This window comes from Rhodococcus sp. YL-1 (assembly GCF_001942025.1).
GTDB lineage: Bacteria > Actinomycetota > Actinomycetes > Mycobacteriales > Mycobacteriaceae > Rhodococcus_F > Rhodococcus_F qingshengii.
This window is the reverse complement of the sequence record NZ_CP017299.1, coordinates 402,002-416,441: the sequence shown is the minus strand read 5'-3', so window position 1 is coordinate 416,441 and position 14,440 is coordinate 402,002. Positions and strand designations below refer to the sequence as shown.

The 14,440-nt window shown below is 60.8% G+C and carries 16 protein-coding genes; 11 read left to right on the top strand and 5 right to left on the bottom strand.

Annotation, left to right across the window (positions count from 1 at the left end; all coding sequences use genetic code 11):
• Nucleotides 1-2 precede the first annotated feature (2 nt).
• Entirely contained in the window at nt 3-311 is a 309-nt protein-coding gene (locus BH682_RS02000) for a DUF6191 domain-containing protein (protein WP_007731580.1), read from the bottom strand.
• 134 nt (nt 312-445) lie between these two features.
• On the opposite strand from BH682_RS02000, the gene BH682_RS01995 reads away from it, so the two are divergent.
• On the top strand, nt 446-1,117 hold the full coding sequence (locus tag BH682_RS01995) for a response regulator transcription factor (protein WP_007731581.1): 672 nt from the start codon (nt 446-448) through the stop codon (nt 1,115-1,117).
• Nucleotides 1,118-1,156: 39 nt separating this feature from the next.
• Nucleotides 1,157-1,936, top strand: coding sequence for a helix-turn-helix domain-containing protein (locus BH682_RS01990; RefSeq protein ID WP_003943809.1), 780 nt, complete (start codon nt 1,157-1,159; stop codon nt 1,934-1,936).
• A 22-nt stretch (nt 1,937-1,958) separates the two neighbouring features.
• Here the strand turns inward: BH682_RS01990 and BH682_RS01985 are convergent, their stop codons facing one another.
• Nucleotides 1,959-3,248, bottom strand: coding sequence for an MFS transporter (locus BH682_RS01985; RefSeq protein WP_030535736.1), 1,290 nt, complete (start codon nt 3,246-3,248; stop codon nt 1,959-1,961).
• Between the two features lie 26 nt (nt 3,249-3,274).
• Nucleotides 3,275-4,462 (bottom strand): acetylornithine deacetylase, encoded by a 1,188-nt coding sequence (argE, locus tag BH682_RS01980; RefSeq protein ID WP_064443003.1) that lies wholly within the window; start codon nt 4,460-4,462, stop codon nt 3,275-3,277.
• A 111-nt stretch (nt 4,463-4,573) separates the two neighbouring features.
• Between argE and BH682_RS01975 the strand changes: the two genes are divergently transcribed.
• From BH682_RS01975 to BH682_RS01955, 5 genes are all read left to right on the top strand, one after another.
• Nucleotides 4,574-5,641: an Lrp/AsnC family transcriptional regulator gene (locus BH682_RS01975; RefSeq protein WP_064073653.1), complete on the top strand. Its 1,068-nt coding sequence runs from the start codon at nt 4,574-4,576 to the stop codon at nt 5,639-5,641.
• A gap of 51 nt (nt 5,642-5,692) precedes the next feature.
• Entirely contained in the window at nt 5,693-6,253 is a 561-nt protein-coding gene (locus BH682_RS01970; protein ID WP_007731584.1) for a TIGR03086 family metal-binding protein, read from the top strand.
• A 51-nt stretch (nt 6,254-6,304) separates the two neighbouring features.
• Nucleotides 6,305-6,913 (top strand): TetR/AcrR family transcriptional regulator, encoded by a 609-nt coding sequence (locus BH682_RS01965; RefSeq protein ID WP_019746515.1) that lies wholly within the window; start codon nt 6,305-6,307, stop codon nt 6,911-6,913.
• 1 nt (nt 6,914) lies between these two features.
• The gene (gene gluQRS, locus BH682_RS01960) at nt 6,915-7,811 is read left to right on the top strand and encodes a tRNA glutamyl-Q(34) synthetase GluQRS (RefSeq protein WP_054827994.1); all 897 of its coding nucleotides are present in this window, start codon (nt 6,915-6,917) and stop codon (nt 7,809-7,811) included.
• 255 nt (nt 7,812-8,066) lie between these two features.
• Nucleotides 8,067-8,807: an EAL domain-containing protein gene (locus BH682_RS01955; RefSeq protein ID WP_003943863.1), complete on the top strand. Its 741-nt coding sequence runs from the start codon at nt 8,067-8,069 to the stop codon at nt 8,805-8,807.
• 28 nt (nt 8,808-8,835) lie between these two features.
• Here BH682_RS01955 and BH682_RS01950 read toward each other — a convergent pair whose 3' ends face one another.
• Nucleotides 8,836-9,489, bottom strand: a complete 654-nt coding sequence (locus BH682_RS01950) for a DUF4190 domain-containing protein (protein ID WP_047271551.1) — start codon at nt 9,487-9,489, stop codon at nt 8,836-8,838.
• A gap of 130 nt (nt 9,490-9,619) precedes the next feature.
• Here BH682_RS01950 and BH682_RS37175 point away from each other — a divergent pair, with 130 nt between their 5' ends.
• From BH682_RS37175 to BH682_RS01935, 3 genes are all read left to right on the top strand, one after another.
• On the top strand, nt 9,620-10,339 hold the full coding sequence (locus BH682_RS37175; protein WP_047271549.1) for an RDD family protein: 720 nt from the start codon (nt 9,620-9,622) through the stop codon (nt 10,337-10,339).
• A gap of 8 nt (nt 10,340-10,347) precedes the next feature.
• Entirely contained in the window at nt 10,348-11,313 is a 966-nt protein-coding gene (locus BH682_RS36610; RefSeq protein WP_223304518.1) for a hypothetical protein, read from the top strand.
• Nucleotides 11,314-11,430: 117 nt separating this feature from the next.
• The gene (locus BH682_RS01935; protein ID WP_087503824.1) at nt 11,431-12,165 is read left to right on the top strand and encodes a queuosine precursor transporter; all 735 of its coding nucleotides are present in this window, start codon (nt 11,431-11,433) and stop codon (nt 12,163-12,165) included.
• Here the strand turns inward: BH682_RS01935 and tgt are convergent.
• Nucleotides 12,156-13,445, bottom strand: a complete 1,290-nt coding sequence (gene tgt, locus BH682_RS01930; RefSeq protein ID WP_007731594.1) for a tRNA guanosine(34) transglycosylase Tgt — start codon at nt 13,443-13,445, stop codon at nt 12,156-12,158. The two genes, BH682_RS01935 and tgt, sit on opposite strands and share 10 nt — an antisense overlap.
• 191 nt (nt 13,446-13,636) lie before the next feature.
• Here tgt and BH682_RS01925 point away from each other — a divergent pair, with 191 nt between their 5' ends.
• Nucleotides 13,637-14,428: an enoyl-CoA hydratase/isomerase family protein gene (locus BH682_RS01925; protein WP_064112125.1), complete on the top strand. Its 792-nt coding sequence runs from the start codon at nt 13,637-13,639 to the stop codon at nt 14,426-14,428.
• The last annotated feature ends 12 nt before the right edge of the window (nt 14,429-14,440 follow it).

Sequence of the window (14,440 nt, the reverse complement as noted above, 5' to 3'; positions counted from 1 at the left end):
TGTCAACTCCGTCGACGGAGAACGACCTTGTTAGCTTCCGGATCGACAGACACCCACGGCGGGTCACCGTCCGTTCCGTCCTCACGATGCATCAATGCGCTCTGACGCTGTTCGAATTCATGATGCTTGGACCCCTGAAACAGAGCAGCAACCTCTTCGAAGCCCGCGGCCGAGACCGGACGAGTCGTACGTCCCCGAGTCCACGGCAGTGCCCGGCCGCCGGTGAGCCGGTTCCAGAGAGTCTCGGCGAAAGCGAACAGGACCAGCAGCACGAGCAAGCCTGGCAGCGTCAACGCGAACAGAGTGCCCATGAAAGAAGTCTAGCGACGAACGCCCCCGGTCCCCTCGACTTCCGATCGGCCGCCCTATGTCTGGTCCCGCGGTCGATGATCTGCCACAATGCAAGCTGTTACGACTAGTAACACCTTCGGGGGGAGGATTTCACGTGAGCTTGATACTTGCAGCTACCGATCGTTCGGAGCTTGCCCAGACGCTTGGTACCGAATTAATACATTTCGGGCACCAGATACAGCTCGTCCGCACCGGGCGTCGACTACTCGATGACCTGGACACCGACAGTTTCGATATCGCCGTGATCGATCTCCTTCTGCCGGACATCGACGGCTACGAGATCGCACGGCAGATCCGCTTGCGCAGTTCGATGCCGATCATGATGCTGGTGGATACCTACGAGGACATCGACGAAGCACCACATCGCGCTGTCTCGGACTTTGTGCTGAACCCGATCGATTCTCACGCGCTCGATCTTCGGGTCACCGCAATCCTTCGTGAAACCGCACATCCCGCCCCCGGCAAACACCAACGTCACGGTGACCTGCTCCTCGATCGACGTGCGATGACGGCGACGATGGGCGGAAAGCTGCTGGTCCTCAGTCGGACCGAGTGGCGGGTACTCCTGGAGCTGTCGACCGAGCCTGGGCGCGTGTACTCACGTGATCACCTGATCCGAAACGTGTGGGGTTCCGACCACGAAAGGACGCGTGTAGTCGACGCAACCATTCTCAGCCTGCGGTCCAAACTCGAATCCGATCCCGCGAAACCGAAGTACATCAAAACCATCAGGGGATTCGGATACCGCTTCGGCCCGGTCGACTGAAGTCGCCTTCGTGTCGGTGCCGCTCGATAAGCTCTTGTCATGGGTTGGTACACACCACAATCGGTCGCCCCGGATCTCTCCGACATCCTGGTGTGTGGCTGGACGGCGTGCGCAGAAGGAGAACACCTCCTCGTGCCCGATGCTTGCATGGACGTGCTGTGGATACGCGGCGTCGGCATACGCGTCTGTGGCCCCGAAACCGCTGCATGGTCATTCACTCTTCCGCCCGGAACACGCTCCGTGGGTGTTCGATTCCGCCCTGGATCGGCATCGCCGATGTTGCGAACCTCGGCGTCCGAGCTTCGGGATTCTCGCGCCGATCTCAGCGATGTAACCGACGCACGCACGGAACGAATACTGTTGAACCGCTTGGAAAATTCCGAAGACCACGAACAGGTCTCCATCCTCGAAAGCGCTGTTCGGAGTTGGGTAAGTTCGAGTTTCCGTCACGATCCGGTGATCAACCACGTTCGCACCGCACTGTCCGAACATTCGTGGAATGTCAGCTCTCTCGCCGACGCGGCGGCACTGACTTCGCGCCAACTCCAACGTCGATGCAACGACGCCTTCGGATACGGCCCGGCAACGCTGCGCTCGATCCTGCGCCTCCAGCGCTTCATGGCGCTCGCTCGCAGTCGACCCGCGCTGGGACTCGCTGAATCCGCCGCCCACTGCGGATTCAGCGATCAGGCCCACTTGACCCGTGAATGCCGCCGAATCTCGTCGCTGACCCCGGCGGCTCTACTCCGCACCCAAGCCCCCGACTGGCACGGGTCGGATACCGTTGTCGCGCTGGCGGAGGGAGACGCGGTCGCGTAATCCCGACCGCGCTCCCCCGCCGTCACTTCTGGCTGAAAAGCGTCCTTGCCGACCACAGCCCACCGAGGGAAAGAACTGCGACCGTCATGTAGTAGTAACTGGGGGCGTCGAGCGAGCCTGTTGTACTGATCAACCAGGTCAAGACCAACGGCGCGATTCCGCCGAGCAAAGTCACTCCGAGGTTGTACGACAATGACATTCCGGTAGCCCGGATCTCTGCCGGGAACAGCGAACTCATCAGGGCGGGCAAGGGACCGAAGGCAAACGCCATGATGACACCCAGGACCGAAACAACCAGGACGAGGGTCAGAGTCGACGGGTGATCGACCATCAATTTGAAGAGCGGCCAGGCCAAGACGATCGCCGCAACGGCAGCCCAGGTCATAACTCTCGCCGGTCCGACCCGGTCTGCAAGATGCCCGATCAACGGCACGGTGATCAAGGTGACCAGTCCGGCGACGATGCCGCCGAGATAGCCGGCCGAGGCGGAAACTCCGAGGTTCTTCACGGCAAACGTCGGCATGTACAAGATGAGGTAGATCGAGATAGTCGCGACGCCCACTACTGCGGCACCGGTCAGCACCCGGCCGAGATGCCTGGTCAGCGTCGTCTTCAGCGGAGCCCTTTCCGGGACGCTCGTCTTGAAATCGTCCGTTTCGTCAAGCTTGGCACGGATGTAGAGTCCGACCGGCCCGACGATGATGCCGAAGAAGAACGGAACGCGCCAGCCCCACGAGTAGAGCGCTTCATGCGAAAGGTGAGTGTTGAGCACGTATCCGAACAGCGATGCCAGGAAAACCGAGGCACCCTGGCTGGCAACTTGCCAGGAAGAGTAGAACGCCTTCTTGTGTGGCGCAGTCTCCACGAGGAAGGTTGTAGCAGTACCGAATTCACCGCCGGCGGAGAATCCTTGAATGAGACGCGAAACAAGGATGACGACGCCGGCCCACGGTCCGATCATCGAGGTCGTCGGCGCCACGGCCATGATGAGCGTGCCGATCATCATCAGCATCATCGTCAACGTCAAGGCGTTCTTGCGCCCGCGACGATCGGCGTAGCTACCGAGAACCATCCCGCCAAGCGGCCGGATGACGTACGAGATCGCGAACGTCGCGAACGTCAGTATCAAACCGAGCGTGTTGTCGCCGCCGGGAAAGAAATTATGGGCGATCACCACTGCGAATGATGCGTAGACGATGACGTCGAACCATTCGAGCGCAGCGCCGAGCGAACTGCTGATAACCGCCTTGCGAGCAGCGGCCAGGCGTTCCGGGGTGACTGTTCCGGAGGTTGGCGTAGTTGCCGTGGACATGGTTTTCCTTAGGGGGTCAGGGTGGGTCAGGCGCGGGCGTGAGCGATGACGTTCCGAACGAATTGCTCGCACTGTGCCAATTGGTCAAGTGTCACGTACTCGTCAGGTGCATGCGCCTGAGTGATGCTTCCCGGCCCACACACGACAGTGGGGATACCGATAGTCGCGAACATCCCGGCCTCGGTGGCGTACGCGACCTTTTCGTCCGATGCCCGACCACCCCATTGTTCGACCAGTGCGGCCGCCGAAGCATTCGCATCCGTCTCCAGGGGAGGGACCGAGGCCGACACGTGCATCGTCACGGAGGCTGACGGGTTTTCTTCCTGCATCAGGTTCTCGATCCGATTCGTCTCGGCGGCAAAGCGTTCGAGCAAATCTGCGGCGCCAGCTGAGCTGATGCTCCTGAATTCGAAAGTGATGGAGCAATCCTCGGGGACAGTGTTCACTGCGATCCCGCCGGATACGAGATTGACCGAACACGTCGTCCAGGCCACGTCGAATGCGTCGTCGTACGGGCCGGACGCACGGAGCTCGTCGGCCGCGCTTCTGACGAATCGAATCAACTCCGCGCCGTATTCGATCGCGTTGACTCCTTGCGGAGTGAGCGACGAGTGCGCCGAAACACCATGCAGATCAACACGTATGACGTTCATCGACTTGTGTGCGCGAATGACCCGCATCTCCGACGGCTCTCCGACGACGCACACATCAGGGCGCAGGTTCCGGGAAACAACCTCCTCGACCAACCCGGCCGCACCGATGCAGCCGACTTCCTCGTCGTAGGAGAATGCAAAGTGAATCGGCTTCGCCAGCGGCCGAGCAACGATGTCGGGGATCGCAGCGACGACGATCCCGATGAACGACTTCATGTCGCACGTGCCACGTCCGTACAGGCTTCCGTCGCGAACGTCGGGCGTGAAAGGCTCGCTACTCCAGTCTTGATCGTCAACCGGCACTACGTCTGTATGGCCGGAGAACATCACACCGCCGGCAGTACTTCCGTCAGGAGGCGTGAACGTTGCCAACAAGTTGAGTTTCGTTCCCTCGTCATCGGCAACAAGTACCGGCTCGACCCCATGGCGACGTAGTTCCGCCGCAATGAGATCGATCAACGGTCGATTGCTCACGGCACTCGTCGTATCGATTCCGATGAGGCGTTGCACCCACTCGAGGCTTCTCTCTGTCGGAACAGCGGGCAACGTGGTCGATGACATCTGGTTTCTCCTTTCACAGCATGAACGCGGTGGGCACTCGCCACCGCGTTCTGCCCTTCGAGCATGAATGAAGTGATCCCAGACACAGTGAAGATGCACGATACTTGCACCATGATCGAAGAAACGCAGGATTCCGCCGTACTGGACGACGTCGACCTCGCCCTGATCAATTGCCTGCAACTCGACCCGCGAGCGTCGTGGCGCACGGTTGGCGACGCGCTCAAAGTAGATCCGGTTACCGTGGCTCGCCGCTGGCAGCGGTTACAGGATTCCGGCACCGCTTGGGTCTCTGCCAGGGCAACCGGCCATGGCCGTCCGGAATCGTGTCTGGCTTTTGTCGAAGTCGACTGCACGACTTCGAACGCGTTGACGATTGCAGAACGACTTGCCCGCTGGCCGCACGTGCTGAGCGTCGAACACACAAGCGGCCCAGGCGACTTGACACTTCTCGTCGAGGTCAGAGACATGGCTTTCCTGTCGCGCTTCCTGCTTCGGTCGCTCGCGTCGGTACCCGGGATCGTCAGTTCGCGTGCACACCTCGTCACCGAGGTCTTCGCGATCGGAGACGATTGGAAATTGCAGGTACTCGATGCCGCGCAGCGGGCGACGATGACAGACCGGCCTGTGCGATACAAATACGCGCCGACGGATCAGCGCCATCACGGGAAGACGTTCGACGCTGTCGACCGACAATTGATATTGAAGCTGGGCGAGGACGGTCGATCCTCGATTGCCGAGCTCACGGTCGGTACCGGCCTCAGCGAAAGTACGGTCAGGCGGCGACTTGCCGAATTGACGTCGCGCAACCAGATCGTGTTCCGCTGCGACGTGTCTCTGCCACTGTCCGGCTGGCCCCTCGTGACCTGGGTGTGGGGATATGTCGATCCCACGGACCGGTCGACGATTCGTGCCCTGGTGGAGCGAGTGCCGGGAACGCGGGTGTGCATGCGGATATCCGGTGGACGCGCCAACACACTGCTCGCGATCGCCGCACACTCCCTTCGCGAAACTCCCATTACCGAAGTACAACTCGCACAAGAGGCACCGGGCCTGGTGGTGCTGAACAGGTCAGTGGTGCTGCGATCGATGAAGAGGGTGGGCCGACTTCTCGACGACGAGGGCAAGAGTGCCGGGGTCGTACCGATGGACATCTGGGCGGAGGCCCCGGAGATCGAGTGAATGTCCGAAATAATCAATCATGACGCGCCGCGGTGGAGAAGGATTGCTGTCATGACTTCAACAGAGATCTCCCCCGCCCAGCGTTATCGGGATCTGGCCGCCGGATTCACGGCGCGGATCGACGCCGTACCCGCCGACCGCTGGGACGACGATTCCCCCTGCGAGGGCTGGACCGCCCGCGACGTGGTGAGACACGTACTCGACAGCGAACGAGACATGGTCAAGGTAGTCGGCCTGGAATTGGCACCCGGTCCGTCGGTCGACGACGACCCGTCGGCAGCCTGGGCGGCCGTCCGCGATTCGATGCAGGAAATTCTGGACGATCCGGCAAAGTCCACCCTGGAATACGACGGACACTTCGGCAGGACCAATCTCGGGGCCACGGTCGAAGGGTTCTTGTGTTTCGATCTGGTCATCCACGGTTGGGACCTCGCGGCCGCAACCGGCACCGATACGACGATGCGAGACGCGGACGTGGAGTGGGTGTCGGAGATCGCCGCGGGCCTGGGCGAGTCGATCCGCATGAGCGGTGTGTGCGGCCCGGAAATACAGGTTCCGGACAACGCTGACAAAGCGACGAAACTCCTTGCCTTCCTCGGCCGGAAGGCGTGAAAAAGCACCCCTGACGTGGGCATTACTTCCATACGCATGTAATGTCGCGGTATGCCGGAACGCCGAAAATCCTCCACGAGTCCAGACCTGCTTGCGGCGGCATTGTTCGATGTCGCCGCGGAATCCGGACTGGAAAATGCCAGCGTTCGCGAGGTCGCAAAACGGGCGGGTGTCTCGATCGGCGCAGTGCAACATCATTTCTCGACCAAGGACGAGATGTTCGCATTCGCACTGCGAACACTCGTCGATCGATTGTTGACGCGACTGGCCGAATCGTCCGCCGACGCAGACCCGCATACCGCCCTGTTCCAGGCGCTCTCGCAACTCCTGCCCCTCGACGAGCAACGCACGCGTGAGGCGCATGTGCTCGCCGCGTTTGCCGTGCGCGCCGCAACCAGTGAGTCACTCTCCGAAATTCGCCGGACAACCCTGTTCACAATCCGCACCGGCATCTCGACAGTTCTGATCGGCATCGGAACTCCGGAAGCGGAAACCAGAGCGGCACTTCTGCTTTCAACCGTCAATGGATTGGCACTCGACGCACTCGGAAGCCCCGCCATGTATCCGCCGCAGTACCTCGATCACGCTTTGGAAACCCAGATCCGCCTCACCCTGCACGACGCCGAGAACCCGCTCGCCTCCGTCGGGCTCGCCAGCTGACGTGGAAGGAGCAGGACGCTTCGCGCCGAGCCCGTCTGGCGATCTCCATCTGGGAAACCTCCGAACCGCCCTCTTGGCTTGGCTTTTCGCCCGCACCAGCGGGCGCGACTTCCTCATTCGGGTAGAGGATCTCGACCGTGTCCGCCCCGGCGCGATGGAACGACAACTCGACGATCTGCGCAGGCTCGGCCTCACGTGGGACGGCCCAGTCGTATTGCAGTCACACCGTCTTCCCTTGTACCACAAGGCTATCGACCAATTGCGCGAGCGTGACCTGACCTATCCCTGCTTCTGCACACGCAAGGAGATCCTGCAGGCACCGTCAGCGCCCCATGCTCCAGACGGCGCCTACCCCGGCACGTGTCGGAACCTTTCGGAGGCCGAACGCGCCGAGAAATCGGCAAGTGGCCGATCTCCCGCGCTGAGGCTACGGGCCGGCATCGACTCGTTCACCGTCCATGACGAACTGTTCGGCGAGGTGACGGGACCAGTCGACGACGTCGTCCTGCTCCGCGGAGACGGGGTGCCCGCTTACAACCTTGCCGTTGTCGTCGACGACGGTGCACAGAACATCGACCAGGTGGTTCGCGGCGACGACCTCCTGACCTCGGCTCCACGTCAGGCATACCTTGCCCAGCTGCTCGACATCGAACCACCGTCGTACGCCCACGTTCCTCTTGCCTTGAACAGTGAAGGCAAGCGACTCGCGAAGCGCGACGGCGCAGTGACTCTGGCAGATCAACTCGAGGCCGGACGCAGTACCGAGCAGGTTCTGACGATGATCGCGTCGAGCATCGGTCTCGCCGAACCCGGCGAGGTTGTCACACCACCCCAATTGGCGGATCGATTCGACTCTCGCAAGATCCCCCGGACCCCGTGGGTTTTCCCGGCGAAGTAAGTGACGTATCAATCGGTGCCTCGTCGGAACAAAACTACGATTGTCCGATATGACAAAGCCGTCCGCAATAGCTATTCGTTGGCAATTCTCGAATAGTGAAGTACGGTCGAGACTGGCGAAGGAAATTCAGGGCGAGTTGTTCCTGCAAAACCACGCCCGGGATCTGAACCTGGAATCCGACCACAGTACCCACTTGCAGCATCCACGCTGACACGCACGTGCGGCACGGGCGACTCAGGACGAAAAGGAATACGCATGGTCCGCGAGCTTCGCGAGGCACTCGACGACCATCAATTCGAGGTGTTGTATCAACCCCAGGTCAATCTGAACTCGTCAGCAATTATCAGCTATGAAGCTCTTTTGCGTTGGCGCCATCCGCTGCGAGGGTTGATCGAACCTCAAGATTTCATGCGCTCCGCCGAATCCTCTGGGCTCATCATTCCCATCGGGCTACAAGCTCTGGAAATGATTTGTGCCCAAACAGCGTCGTGGCCTGAGCACATGATGGTCGCGGTCAACTTTTCGCCTCGCCAACTCGCTACCCCGCACGCCGCTCACGAGATCCTCGGAGCCCTCGACAGTTCACAAACGCCACTGAGCAGAATAATCGTGGAAGTCACCGAACTCGGCGTCGTAGGCCGGCATGCCGCCGAGACTCTTCACGTCTTGCACAACGAGGGAATTCGAATCGCGCTGGATGATTTCGGGGCGGGCTTCGCGTCCTTCTCCGCATTGTCGGAATTGCCGCTCGACATTCTCAAGATCGACCAATCCTTGACCTGGGCTGTCAGCGCAGCGGGTCGTGCTGGAGACCGCGCCTTCATGGTCATGGAGTCCATCGCCGACATCGCTCGGAAGCTAGGGCTTGATTCGATCGCAGAGGGCGTCGAAACCGCGGAACACGCAGCCAACGTCTTGCGGGCCGGCTGCGACATGGGCCAGGGCTATTACTTCGGCAAGCCACTTCCTGCGTCGTCCGTCGTCACTCCCGTGTGAGCGCTCGCCACTTCAGCACGACGACACTTCAGTACGACGACGATGCACTCGCTATGAGTGCGACCACGAGAATCACGGCAAAAATTGCCAAGAAGGCCGCGCCGACCGCAATTCCGGCTATCGCAAGCCCTCGCCCCTGTTGACCTGTCTGCTTGATCTGATTGAGCGCGACAATTCCCAGAATGATTCCGACGATTCCGCCGAGACTGTAGAAGCAACCACCCGCAAGCGATACAACCAGCGATGCAATTGCGAGACCATTGGTGCCGACCGGCTGCATCGGCGGTGCGTACCCACCCGCGAATTGATTCGGTTGACCGTACGGGTTCGGAGGTTGGCCGTACTGAGGCTGTCCGTATTGAGCTTGTCCGTATTGTCCGGATTGCTGATATTGATTCTGCTGATACTGATTTTGCGGTCCGAAATTCTGCGGCGGCAGGTACGGGTTCGGTTCACCGATTCCGCCCGGCTGGGGGTTATTACCGGGCGGGTTGTACGACGGCGGTGGATAACCCGGGTACTGCTCGTTGGGAGTGGTATATCCGGGAACTTCAGGTGAAGACTGCGTTTCGGACGGGGACACGCCGTACCCCTCAGGAGGCAGGCTCGGAAATTCTCCGTACCCAGGTTTTGCCTGGTAATCGCTCGAAGAATCGTCGTTGTTGCCCCCGGAACTCGTCATACAACGCAGCCTAAACCACAGGTGACCTCCGAATCCAAGTGAGCAGATGTCATCCACATCGCTCTTTGATCCCAGTAGGGTCATATCCACTGTCACACTCGAGCGCGATATTTACGACTGAGGGGAACACATGACAACCGGTGGGTACGACCCCAACCAGAATCCAGAAGGCGGGAAGCAATTCCCACCCCAGGATCCATATGGCCAGCAGGGAACACCTCCTCCCGGAAGTTACCCCCCTCCCGCCGGCCCCCCGCAAGGCGGAAGCTACCCGCCCCCGCAGGGCGGAAACTTCCCGCCCCCTCAGGGTGGCAACTACCCGCCTCCCGGTGGATACCCGCCGCCGCCCCAGGGCGGAAACTTCCCGCCGCCTCCGCAGTTCAACGACCAAGGTGCGTACGGCGGAGGAAACCGGCTGCCTTCGGGTGCTCAGCCGGGCGATCTGTGGATTCGACTCGGTGCCCGCATCATCGACGGCATCATCGTCGGCGTCATCGCCGCGATTCTGGCTCTATTGGTCAGTGACTCCGACAGCTTGATTCTGGTCTCGGGACTGTTCTCGGGAATTCTGACCTTCGCTTACTTCATCGCAATGGAAGTAACGCAGGGTCGGACTTTGGGAAAGATGATTCTGGGCCTTTCAGTACACGGTCCGGGTGGCGCACCTCGCCCCTCCGTCCAGCAGTCTGCGATTCGCAACGCCTTCACGTTGCTCTCGATCATTCCGATCATCGGCGGAATCCTCGCGTTGGTCGCCTACATCGTCATCGCGGTCACGATCAACAACAGCCCCACCAAGCAGGGCAAGCATGACGAGCTCGCTGGTGGAACTCAGGTAGTCAAGGGTTAGGTGCGCATATGACAACCGGTGGGCACGACCCCAACCAGAATCCCGAGGACGGAAAGCAATTCCCGCCCCAGGATCCCTACGGCCAGCAGGGAACGCCTCCTCCTGGGAGCTATCCCCCGCCGGCGGGGCCTCCGCAGGGCGGAAGCTACCCGCCGCCTGGTGGATACCCCCCACCTCCTCAAGGTGGCAATTACCCGCCGCCAGGTGGATATCCGCCGCCTCCGCAGGGTGGAAGCTATCCCCCTCCCGGTGGCAACTACCCACCGCCCGGTGGATACCCGCCACCTCCCGGAGGCGGTAACTTCCCACCGCCGCCCGCCAACGACTACGGCGCAGGATTCGGTGGACCGCAGCTTTCTGTGGGTGCGGCAATTACCTACGGCTGGAACAAGTTCAAAGACAACGCATTGGTTTGGATCGGAATCTCGATCATCGCGTTCTTGATCGCCGGACTGATCCAGGGCGCTTTCAACGGTTTCGACTACACCAATACCGAATTCAGCGCGCTGTCGATCGTGGGTGGATTGGTCACCGCTATCGTCGGCTACATCATCCAAGCCGCATTCCTTCGTGGAGCGTTGAGCGAACTGGATGGAATCAAGCCGGCTTTCGGCACCTTCTTCCAATTCACCAACATCGGCGCAGTTGTTCTCGGCGGTTTCCTGGTAGCAGTGGCAACTTACGTCGGTTTGGCTCTCTGCATCATTCCCGGCATCATCGCGGCGTTCCTGCTCTACTACACGCTGACCTTCATCGTGGACAAGAATCAGGATGCGATTTCGGGCATCAAATCGAGTTACGCGTTGACCTCGTCGAACGTCGGAACGTTGGTCCTGCTGGCGCTCGCTCTGATCGGTATCAACATCGTCGGTGCGCTGCTGTGTGGAATCGGTCTTCTGGTGACGGCGCCCGTCGCGTTGATCGCCAGCACCTACGCATACCGCGTGCTGACCGGCGGCCATGTAGCTGCCTGATCCGTTCGTTTGCATCACCGAAGGCCCTGCGGTTCCACGTGAAACCGCAGGGCCTTCGGTGTGTTCTGCGCAACTGGACGGTCGCCAACTCGCATCCGAGCGCCTTGTGGTGCTTGGATGACGGACGTGACAGCTCAGGATCAGCAAGACGAATCGACCCACGAAACCAAATTTGCGCACGTCAGCCGGGGTTATTACCCGACGATCGTCGCGCTCTTCACCGCAACGCTGCTGATCTCGAACGTGGCGGCGACCAAGGGGGTCGCCTTCTTTGCGGATTCCGACTTCTCGCTCGGTCCCTTGCAGATTCTGCCCATCATCACCGATGGTGGATTCTTCTTGTTCCCGCTCGCCTACGTCCTCGGTGACGTGCTCAGCGAGGTCTACGGCTTCAAAGCGACCCGACGCGCGATCTACCTGGGCTTCGGCGCACTGATTCTTGCCGCTGCGTGCTTCTGGATTGCAGTGCAACTCCCGTCGGCAGAGTTCTACGAGAACCAGGCCGCCCTCGAAACCGTGGTCGGTGTCATTCCCCGGCTACTGGTCGCGGGCTTGGCCGCCTACCTCGTCGGACAGCTACTGAACTCACTGGTTCTGGTCATGATGAAAAAGCGCATGCAGGAGAAGCATCTTTGGGCGCGACTGATCGGCTCGACCGTCGTCGGCGAATTCGCCGATACCCTCATCTTCTGTTCCATCGCGGCCGGTGTCATCGGCATCAGCACATGGGAAGACTTCATCAACTACGTGCTGGTCGGCTTCCTGTGGAAGACGCTTGTCGAGGTTCTGGTCATGCCGATCACCTACCGCGCCATCGCATACGTGAAGAAGCGCGAACCGACCTACGCCTGAGGTGCAGGCGTCTTCGCCGCGTAGAACTTTCCGAGCATGTCTGCCTTGAAGTCGTGGAAATACCCACCTTCGATGCTGGCTCGGATGTCGTCGACCAACTTCACGGTGAATCGCTCGTTGTGGATGGTGCAAAGCGTCGACGCGAGCATTTCCTTCGCCTTGAAGAGGTGATGGATGTACGCGCGGGTGTAATTGGCGCACGTGTAGCAGTCGCACTCGTCGTCGATAGGCGTGAAGTCACGACGGAATCGGCTGGTGTTGATGTTGAACCTGCCGGAGCGGACGTAAATCGCAGCATTGCGAGCAACACGCGACGGGTTGACGCAGTCGAAAGTGTCCGCGCCGTTCTCGATTGCGACGAAGAAGTCGTCCGGTTCACTGATGCCGAGCATATGACGCGGCTTGTTCTCGGGTAGTTCCTCGTTACACCAACGCACGATCGTTCCGAGGTTCTGCTTCTCGAGGGCGCCGCCGATGCCGTAGCCGTCGAAGCCGTATCCGTTCTCGCCTTCGATCGACTCGAGTCCGCGGCAGGCTTGACGTCGCAGATCTTCGTACTGCGCGCCTTGGATCACGCCGAAGAGAGCCTGATAGGGCTTGTCAGCGCGTTCGGCGGTGAGCTTCTCGTGTTCATTGATACAGCGGATCGCCCACGCCTGCGTGCGCTCGACCGATCGCTCCTGGTAGCCGCGGGTGTTGAGCAGCGTTGTGAGCTCGTCGAACGCGAACATGATGTCGGCGCCGAGCTGATGCTGGATCTGCATCGACACCTCGGGGGTGAAGCGATGCTTACTGCCGTCGAGGTGCGATTTGAACGTCACGCCCTCGTCGTCGACTGTCGCGAGACGCTCCTTGCCCTTCGCGATGACGTCGTCGGACTGCACACCGACGGCCTCCATCGCGAGCACCTTCTTGAACCCGACGCCAAGAGACATCACCTGGAAGCCACCGCTGTCGGTGAAGGTGGGCCCGTCCCAGTTCATGAACTTGCCCAGCCCGCCGGCCTCGTCGACGATGTCGGGGCCCGGCTGCAGGTACAGGTGGTACGCATTGGCGAGCAACGACTGCGCACCGAGTTCCTTCATGGACTCGGGCAGCACGGCCTTGACCGTGGCCTTGGTTCCGACAGCCACGAACGACGGCGTCGCGATATCGCCGTGCGGTGTGTGGATGGTTCCGGTTCGTCCGAGCCGGTCCTCGAGCCTGGTCCCTATCGTGAAAATCGACTCGGGACGCTTGTCGACGGAGGGCGCGGGCGGTGTCGGTACTGCAGAAGTCACGGGCTCAATCCTGTCACAGGAGCAAATATCGCCGTGATCACAGCGAAGAAAGTTCCTACGCGATCAGCATCCGCATTGGTCTACTGACCGAACCCGAGCGGTACCGCCGCGTGAGGGTCCCCACCATACTTCCCACTACACATCCCCCGGCTCGACCGGTTTACCCCGCCAACCCGCTGACAGGAGCTCACTTGACGAGACAGACCGGCCAGACCTACAACTTCGTCACCGTCGAGGTCACAGACTCGATTGCCACCGTGACTATCGACAAACCTCCAGCCAACGCATTCAACCCCAGCATGATCGCCGAGCTTCTGGAGATACTGCCGGTACTCGCGTCGGACCAGACCGTCCGCGTCATTGTCGTGACGGGCACTGGACGGTTCTTCGTCGCCGGTGCGGACATCACCGTGATGCGCGAGCTGACGGAAGAAACTCAGCGCGCGATGCGCCCGTGGGTCGACGTACAGCGGATCCTCGAGTCGGCTCCCAAACCTGTCGTCGCGAAGATCAACGGGCACGCACTCGGCGGCGGAGCAGAACTGACGTTGGCCTGCGACTTCCGCATCATGGCGCAGTCGGCGACCATCGGCTTCCCCGAGATCGGACTTGGGCTTTTTCCGGGTGCCGGTGGCAGCCAGCGACTTCCACGCCTCATCGGGGCTCACCGAGCCAAAGTGCTCATGATCGAAGGCAAGCGCCTCAGCGCCGAGCATGCACTCGATATCGGCCTGGTCGACACCGTCGTTGCGGACGCCGACCTCGATGCGCATTGCGCTGACCTCGCACGCGAACTCGCGACGAAACCCACTGCCACCATCGGAATGATCAAACGCATTGTCGACGAGGGCATGTCGTTGCCGCTCGATCAAGCGCTGGATCTCGAATTCGAGGCAGTGCTCGACCTGATCAAGACGGACGACGCTGCTGAGGGACTTCAGTCATTCCTCGACAAGCGGTCCCCCACCTTCACGGGACGCTGACAGCTCCCATTT